The organism is Fervidicoccaceae archaeon (assembly GCA_038878695.1).
GTDB lineage: Archaea > Thermoproteota > Thermoprotei_A > Sulfolobales > Fervidicoccaceae > JAVZVD01.
Map to the genome: position 1 here is coordinate 1 of JAVZVD010000005.1, position 5,401 is coordinate 5,401.

6 protein-coding genes are annotated in these 5,401 nt (G+C 53.2%); 5 read left to right on the forward strand and 1 reads right to left on the reverse strand.

Annotation, left to right across the window (positions count from 1 at the left end; translation table 11 throughout):
- The first annotated feature begins 142 nt into the window (after positions 1 to 142).
- The 5 genes from QXU97_06185 (at position 143) to QXU97_06205 (ending at position 5,015) form a co-directional block, all read left to right on the forward strand.
- Positions 143 to 727, forward strand: a complete 585-nt coding sequence (locus QXU97_06185; GenBank protein MEM4036177.1) for a hypothetical protein — start codon at positions 143 to 145, stop codon at positions 725 to 727.
- On the forward strand, positions 724 to 2,709 hold the full coding sequence (locus tag QXU97_06190) for a hypothetical protein (protein ID MEM4036178.1): 1,986 nt from the start codon (positions 724 to 726) through the stop codon (positions 2,707 to 2,709). The genes QXU97_06185 and QXU97_06190 overlap by 4 nt, the downstream gene beginning before the upstream one ends.
- A gap of 83 nt (positions 2,710 to 2,792) precedes the next feature.
- Entirely contained in the window at positions 2,793 to 3,689 is an 897-nt protein-coding gene (locus QXU97_06195) for a hypothetical protein (protein ID MEM4036179.1), read from the forward strand.
- A gap of 413 nt (positions 3,690 to 4,102) precedes the next feature.
- Positions 4,103 to 4,279: a hypothetical protein gene (locus tag QXU97_06200; GenBank protein ID MEM4036180.1), complete on the forward strand. Its 177-nt coding sequence runs from the start codon at positions 4,103 to 4,105 to the stop codon at positions 4,277 to 4,279.
- Between the two features lie 16 nt (positions 4,280 to 4,295).
- Entirely contained in the window at positions 4,296 to 5,015 is a 720-nt protein-coding gene (locus QXU97_06205) for a CPBP family glutamic-type intramembrane protease (GenBank protein ID MEM4036181.1), read from the forward strand.
- Between the two features lie 29 nt (positions 5,016 to 5,044).
- Here QXU97_06205 and QXU97_06210 read toward each other — a convergent pair whose 3' ends face one another.
- Complete coding sequence (locus QXU97_06210; protein ID MEM4036182.1) at positions 5,045 to 5,269, reverse strand: hypothetical protein; 225 nt, start codon at positions 5,267 to 5,269, stop codon at positions 5,045 to 5,047.
- Positions 5,270 to 5,401 lie beyond the last annotated feature (132 nt).

Here is a 5,401-nt window from a genome sequence, read left to right on the forward strand (position 1 = left end):
GATCGATCTCGAAGAGAGACGGCGCACACTAAGCGAGTACTTAGCCCTAGCGGAAAAGTACACCAACGATCAACGCTTCCTTGAGAGGTTGAAGCGAACGATGCCTCCTTCACGCGTTGAAGCAGTACGACAGTTCTAACCGGTGGGTTACTACATGCTTTTTCCAAATCCGGGAGAAGATGGGTGTTCTTCCATGATTGGGATGGAAAGGAAAGAGATGAAAGCTTTTCTGGCTGCGATGAAAGAGCTAGAGGAAGCGGCGCCGGAGTGGGTGATCAACTCTTTACATGCATTTGAGCAGCTGCTCAAGGAGAATGTTTGGATTCAACTTCCCCCAATTCCAATCAAGATTGATTACGAGGTCAACGTGGAGCTACCAGAGGAGCTAGTAATGCTCATAGGTGGTGGCTTCGAGGACGTGGAGGACTTTCCCCGGCAGGCTCGTTTTATAAGAGTGGGGATAGAAGTGAACGATGAGAAAGGGTCGGTTCTCTTTGTGGTCATCAAGGAAACGGGAGATGACGATTATGGCTTCTCCTATGTGTTAGAATCGAACAACCTTGGAGAGCTGGCAGCCATTTTCCTGCTCTGGTGCCTCCTTAAACGACAAGGAGTCGATTTCCTTGCCGATCTAAGGAGGAAGATAGAGGAGCGGAGGGAGAAGATCCTAGGTTTGCTTTCAAAGCTGGAGGAGTTGGAAGTACTGCTGAAGGGTGTTACGCTATGACAGATATTGTATCTGTGCTGAGGGGTTTCCTTTCAGTCCCGGGGTTACTAGTACCTTTCAATCGTAAACCGGCCCCCCTCCCGCAGCTGAAGGAGGGGGAGCACTACGTGCTGAACCGCTCTCAGATCAAGGAGTTCCTGATGGCGAGCAAGGGGAACGTGGCGCTGGCGTGTCGCGGTTTCCTCATAATCTTGACTAACGTGATGTACAGCGACTTTGAAAAAGCTGTCCAGGAGACATGCGCGCTTACTGGAGACAGGCTACCGGAGCTGCTGGAGTGCTACGTGAAAATCCGGGTGAAGAAGGTAGTTCCGGAGCGAAAGTTTGCGTTGGCCGAGTGCACTCACCTTCACATGCTTTGCGAAGGGAAGATCAAGAAGGAGGAACTGGCGAATGCGGTTTCCTTCTTCGAGAGGCGTATTGGAGGAGTGAAGATTACGGTAGCGCGCGCTACAGTAGACCGTTACAAGGTTGCCCGGCGCGTTTCAATCGAATGGCACAACGGGTCTTTCAGCGTTCAACTGGTAGATGAGAGGAAACAGCTTGCAGAGGCCCTGGGAGAGAGGTGCATTACTTCTCTTGAGGTGGAGGACGAGCGTGGCGAAGTCGCTCGCATAGTCAATAGGGTGCTTCAGGAAGGGGGGCGCGCAATCATTGTAGACCGTGACGCTATAATCGAGGTGACGAGTGGGCAAATGGGCTTCGAGCCGATGGTGAAGGTCTTTCCGATACCGCAGCTCCCGTCGGAGGAGGAGCTGCTCAGATGTAGCAGGTACTACACTATTTTCATCCCACGCCTGGCGATCTTCTCTCCGAAAGGGATCATGGCTTTCATCGACTGGTACAGGTACGGGGTCAAGCGTGAGTTAGTAACGCAGCTAGCCGTGGTGGTTGCCCGCTACAGCTTCAGGATGCTGGTGCACCGCTTATCGCTACCGAGATCAGTTACGCGTTATCTACCTCGTTCCCCACCACCAGAGATAGACCTCTCTCTTCTCTCTACCTCCGGCTTCATTGCTGCAGCGCACGCATTCTCAATTTACTTTAACGAATCCATGCGAAGGATCGAGGATCTCGAACGGAAGAGGAGGAAGCCAGTAAAGCCGAAGCAGCTCGACCCGCTTGACGCGTTCCTTGAGGCGTTCTTCGAGCGGACGCCTAGGCGAAAGATCGAGAACGTCGTAAAGCCGTGGCTGGAGGTCTTCGAGAAGGTGAAGGGCCTAGCGCCGCAAGCGACGCTTTACATAATCTGCTACGGAAAGGGAGGGAAGCGGTTGCCCAGCATCCCAGCTCTGAAGGTAGACAAGGACGGCACTATAAGCCCGATAGCGAACAGATACGTTCCTGTCTCCGGAATCGTGCTGCGGGGAGGAGACTTTGAGCGTCTCTATGTTGATGCTAATGTGCGCCGGCTGCTCGAGTACCAGATCGCACCACGGGAGAAGAAGCTGTCCATGATCATAGAGGATATCGAAGACGCTAGGAGGAGGGTGAGGGAGGAGCTCCACGTAGATCCTTTCTCTTCATCATTGGAGGATTTCAGAAACAGTCTCTCACGCTTGGAGCCGCGCGACAACATACTGCTCATAGCCTTCAAGCATCTCAACAGTTTCAAGCTACGAATAGACGATGGTTTCAAGCTACGGATAGACGATGAAACGCGGCTCTCCAACGCGCTCACGCTCATCACTGGTTTGATCAAAACTGGGAACGCGGAAGATGCGCGGAGGGTGCTTTCGTCAACCGACCTGCTCGACTACTTGCGGATGGCCGTCAAGTACGAGATGAAGAAGCGGGGTTACTCCATCCGGAAGGGCGTCATGTTCCTAGGCACTCCGGTCACGGTGAAAGCCCGGGTGTATGAGGTGGTGAGGGGGTTGAAGGGTAGGCTCCTAGCAATGGTTGAAGAGTTCGGAGAGGCTGCGAGAGAGTTGAGCATTTCCTCAACGCTGGAAAGAGTGGAAGCTCTCCTGAGGTTCTAACCTCACGCGTAAAATATATCTCCTTTTTCTCTTCTCTTCCCGTGTCGGAGATCCGGCAACTACTATCCGAGCTCCAAGAGCAGTTGAGAAAGCTGGAGAGAGAGGAGCAAGCGCCGAGCAGACCGGAGGGAGAAGCTGAGGAGAAAGCGGAAGGTTTAAGGGATTTCTACAAGTCCGCGCTCGAGCTGGTGAAAGGGTACTCCACCTCCGCACCCGTGTTTTCCCTCGATGACTGGATAGTGGCGAAGACGCTCGTCTCTATTGCGGCAAAAGCGCCCGTGAGAGAGGGCACGCTGGTAGAGGTCTTGGATGGAGCTGCCGTTCTAGCGCAGTTCGCTCCTCGGAGCAGGTTCAAGCGCATAGTGGTGAACGATGTGAACGGCGTTCTGCAGGCTCTCGTCTCGGAGGCGCAAAGGGAGTCGGGTAGTGTGATAGCGCTTCTCGCCCTTCTACCGGCTTCCAGAGAGTTGGTTTCCATAGCCAAAGACCTTCTGAAGGAGGCCAAGCTGCGAGGCTTGAGCAGCATAGTGGTCGCCTCGCTGGTGTTCTACGCTCTCCACGCTAACCCGCAGAAGTACAAGTACGCGGACGCCGTCTCAACCATCCTCGAGGTGGCTAGCAGGCTGCGCGACGTGGAGTTCGTATCGAAGGATCCGCTATCCATTGTGGACAGCTACAGCACGGGAGGCAACACTCTCTTCTATCTCTCGCTCAGCAATAAGTACAACCTCGAGTGGGCCCTCCCCATCCTGGACAAGATAATCACGTTCAAGGACTACTGGCTGCTCCGCGTTCGGCTCTTCGACCAGAGGAAGGTTTCATTCCTGGTGCACCAGCTCCAGCTTAGGTACAAGAACGTGAACATCACTGTCGAAAGAAAACGGGGAACCGGTGCCCCCCTCATCTTCCTCTTTGCCTTCAACTGGCTTCCCTCTTCTCCTACTAGTGAAGAGCGGATCGAGGGGCTTAAACGTTTCTAGCAGAAGCACTCCTCCTTCGAGTGCTACAAGGCGAAGGTAATCGCTTTTTGCTTTTGCAGCGAAGGAGCGTGGAACCGGAAGGGCGCAATGCTTCCGCGCAATCCTGCGCACCCGCCTCCCCCTCCCGTTGAGAGAGGGAATGTAAAGGACGTACTCATCCCCCTCCCTTATCTCATACCTCTGCCCGGGCTGCAACCCGATCACCCGGGCATAGCGGTAAGGTACGTAGACTGCCCAATCACGACCGCGTGTATGGAACAGGTGTACTGGGGCAACCAATTTGATTGAATCCAGTATTTTCTTTACCTCCTTCTCGCTCACATGAGAGTGAGAAGGAGTGAAGCTATATATTTGTCGCTAGCCAATCAGCTGTGGCACGAGAGCCTACCTGTAGTTACGGTGATGGCGCACCGGTGTGGTGCGCCATTGAAATGGAGGGAAAGTTGTACTGGCTCTGCAAATTCCACTATAAGATGCTCCTCAACAAGCTGGAGGAGATCGTCGCTAGAAGCAGTGCAGCTTCTCTCAATAGCTTAGAGATAAAAGCGGTAAAGGAAGGGACAAAAATAAGGGTTGAAAACCGAGTGTGAGAAAGGGGGTTGCTAAATGATCGAGCAGATAGCGGGGAGCATACCGGGGTTCATACTGTTTGTGCTAGCACCGGCCGTGCTCCGGCTCATGCTCGACAAACTCATAGGCGTGGACTACTACATCTACGGGGCTAGCTTCGAAGACGCCCTGCAGAGCCTCACTCTCACCGGTCTCTTCTACCCTTTCTTTGAGGAGCTGACGTTTCGCGGACTGCCGCTAATGCTGCTCGGACAGCCGGGAGCCTGGCTTGGAACTGTGATATGGGCGCTCATGCACCCGGCGTGGCAACTACGTTACCTAGCCGGCGTTGAAACCTGGAAGAAAGTAGCAGCTACTGCAACCTCACTACTTTACTACCTTCCCAGCGGATACTTCTACCTCCAGCTCTGGACTGCAGGCGCCGGTGCGGTAGCTATCTTCTGGCACATGGCGTTAAACACGACAGTCATACTCTCAGAGCAGGTGAAAGAGTACACCAGCACGAAGAGGGAGAGGGAAGCGGAGAAGAAAGAGAGAGGTGAAAGACTGCCGCGGATATGGAGGTGGCGCGGGCTAAAGCTTGAGCCAAAGGAGCCACTCTTCGTGAAAAGAAAAGGAGAAGAGAAAAAGGAAGAAGCGGAGACACCAGACTGGGAGGTAGAGGGGTTACGTTTCGTGCGGCACGTGAGAGAAGGAAAGGAAACCCTCTGGGAGGGGAAGGAAACGCAGTACCGCTTCATAAAAAAGAGAAAGTAGTAAAATATTAATAATAAAAAAAATTATTTTTACTTTACTTTTGATGCGGTTTGCTTCAAAGTGTCCGCTATCTCGCGTAAGCAGGTCACGAAGTCGTTCTTGTTTTTCGCTAGCTTTGCGCAGGTGCTTATGGCCGGGTCGAGTACTGTAGCCAGTGTTTCTCCCCCTACTTCAAACTCGTCAAGCAGCTTTTTCAGCGTTTCAACGTAGGCAGCAGACTTGGCCTGCTGTGCCATGTATTTTAGCGAGGGCATTTTCACACCCTCCTTTTCACGAAGCGTCTCTCTCCTCCTACCCGCTGCACAAACCTCTTACTATCCGCAATAGCCTGCTTGGCGCCTTTTTTACCTGCGGCGAAGGCGAAGACAATCAAGAGTACCACGACA

What these genes read in the sequence shown, in the direction of transcription:
- QXU97_06210 (MEM4036182.1), bottom strand. Translation starts at nt 5,269, where the DNA reads ATGCCCTCGCTAAAATACATGGCACAGCAGGCCAAGTCTGCTGCCTAC.
- QXU97_06205 (MEM4036181.1), top strand. Translation starts at nt 4,296, where the DNA reads ATGATCGAGCAGATAGCGGGGAGCATACCGGGGTTCATACTGTTTGTG.
- QXU97_06190 (MEM4036178.1), top strand. Translation starts at nt 724, where the DNA reads ATGACAGATATTGTATCTGTGCTGAGGGGTTTCCTTTCAGTCCCGGGG.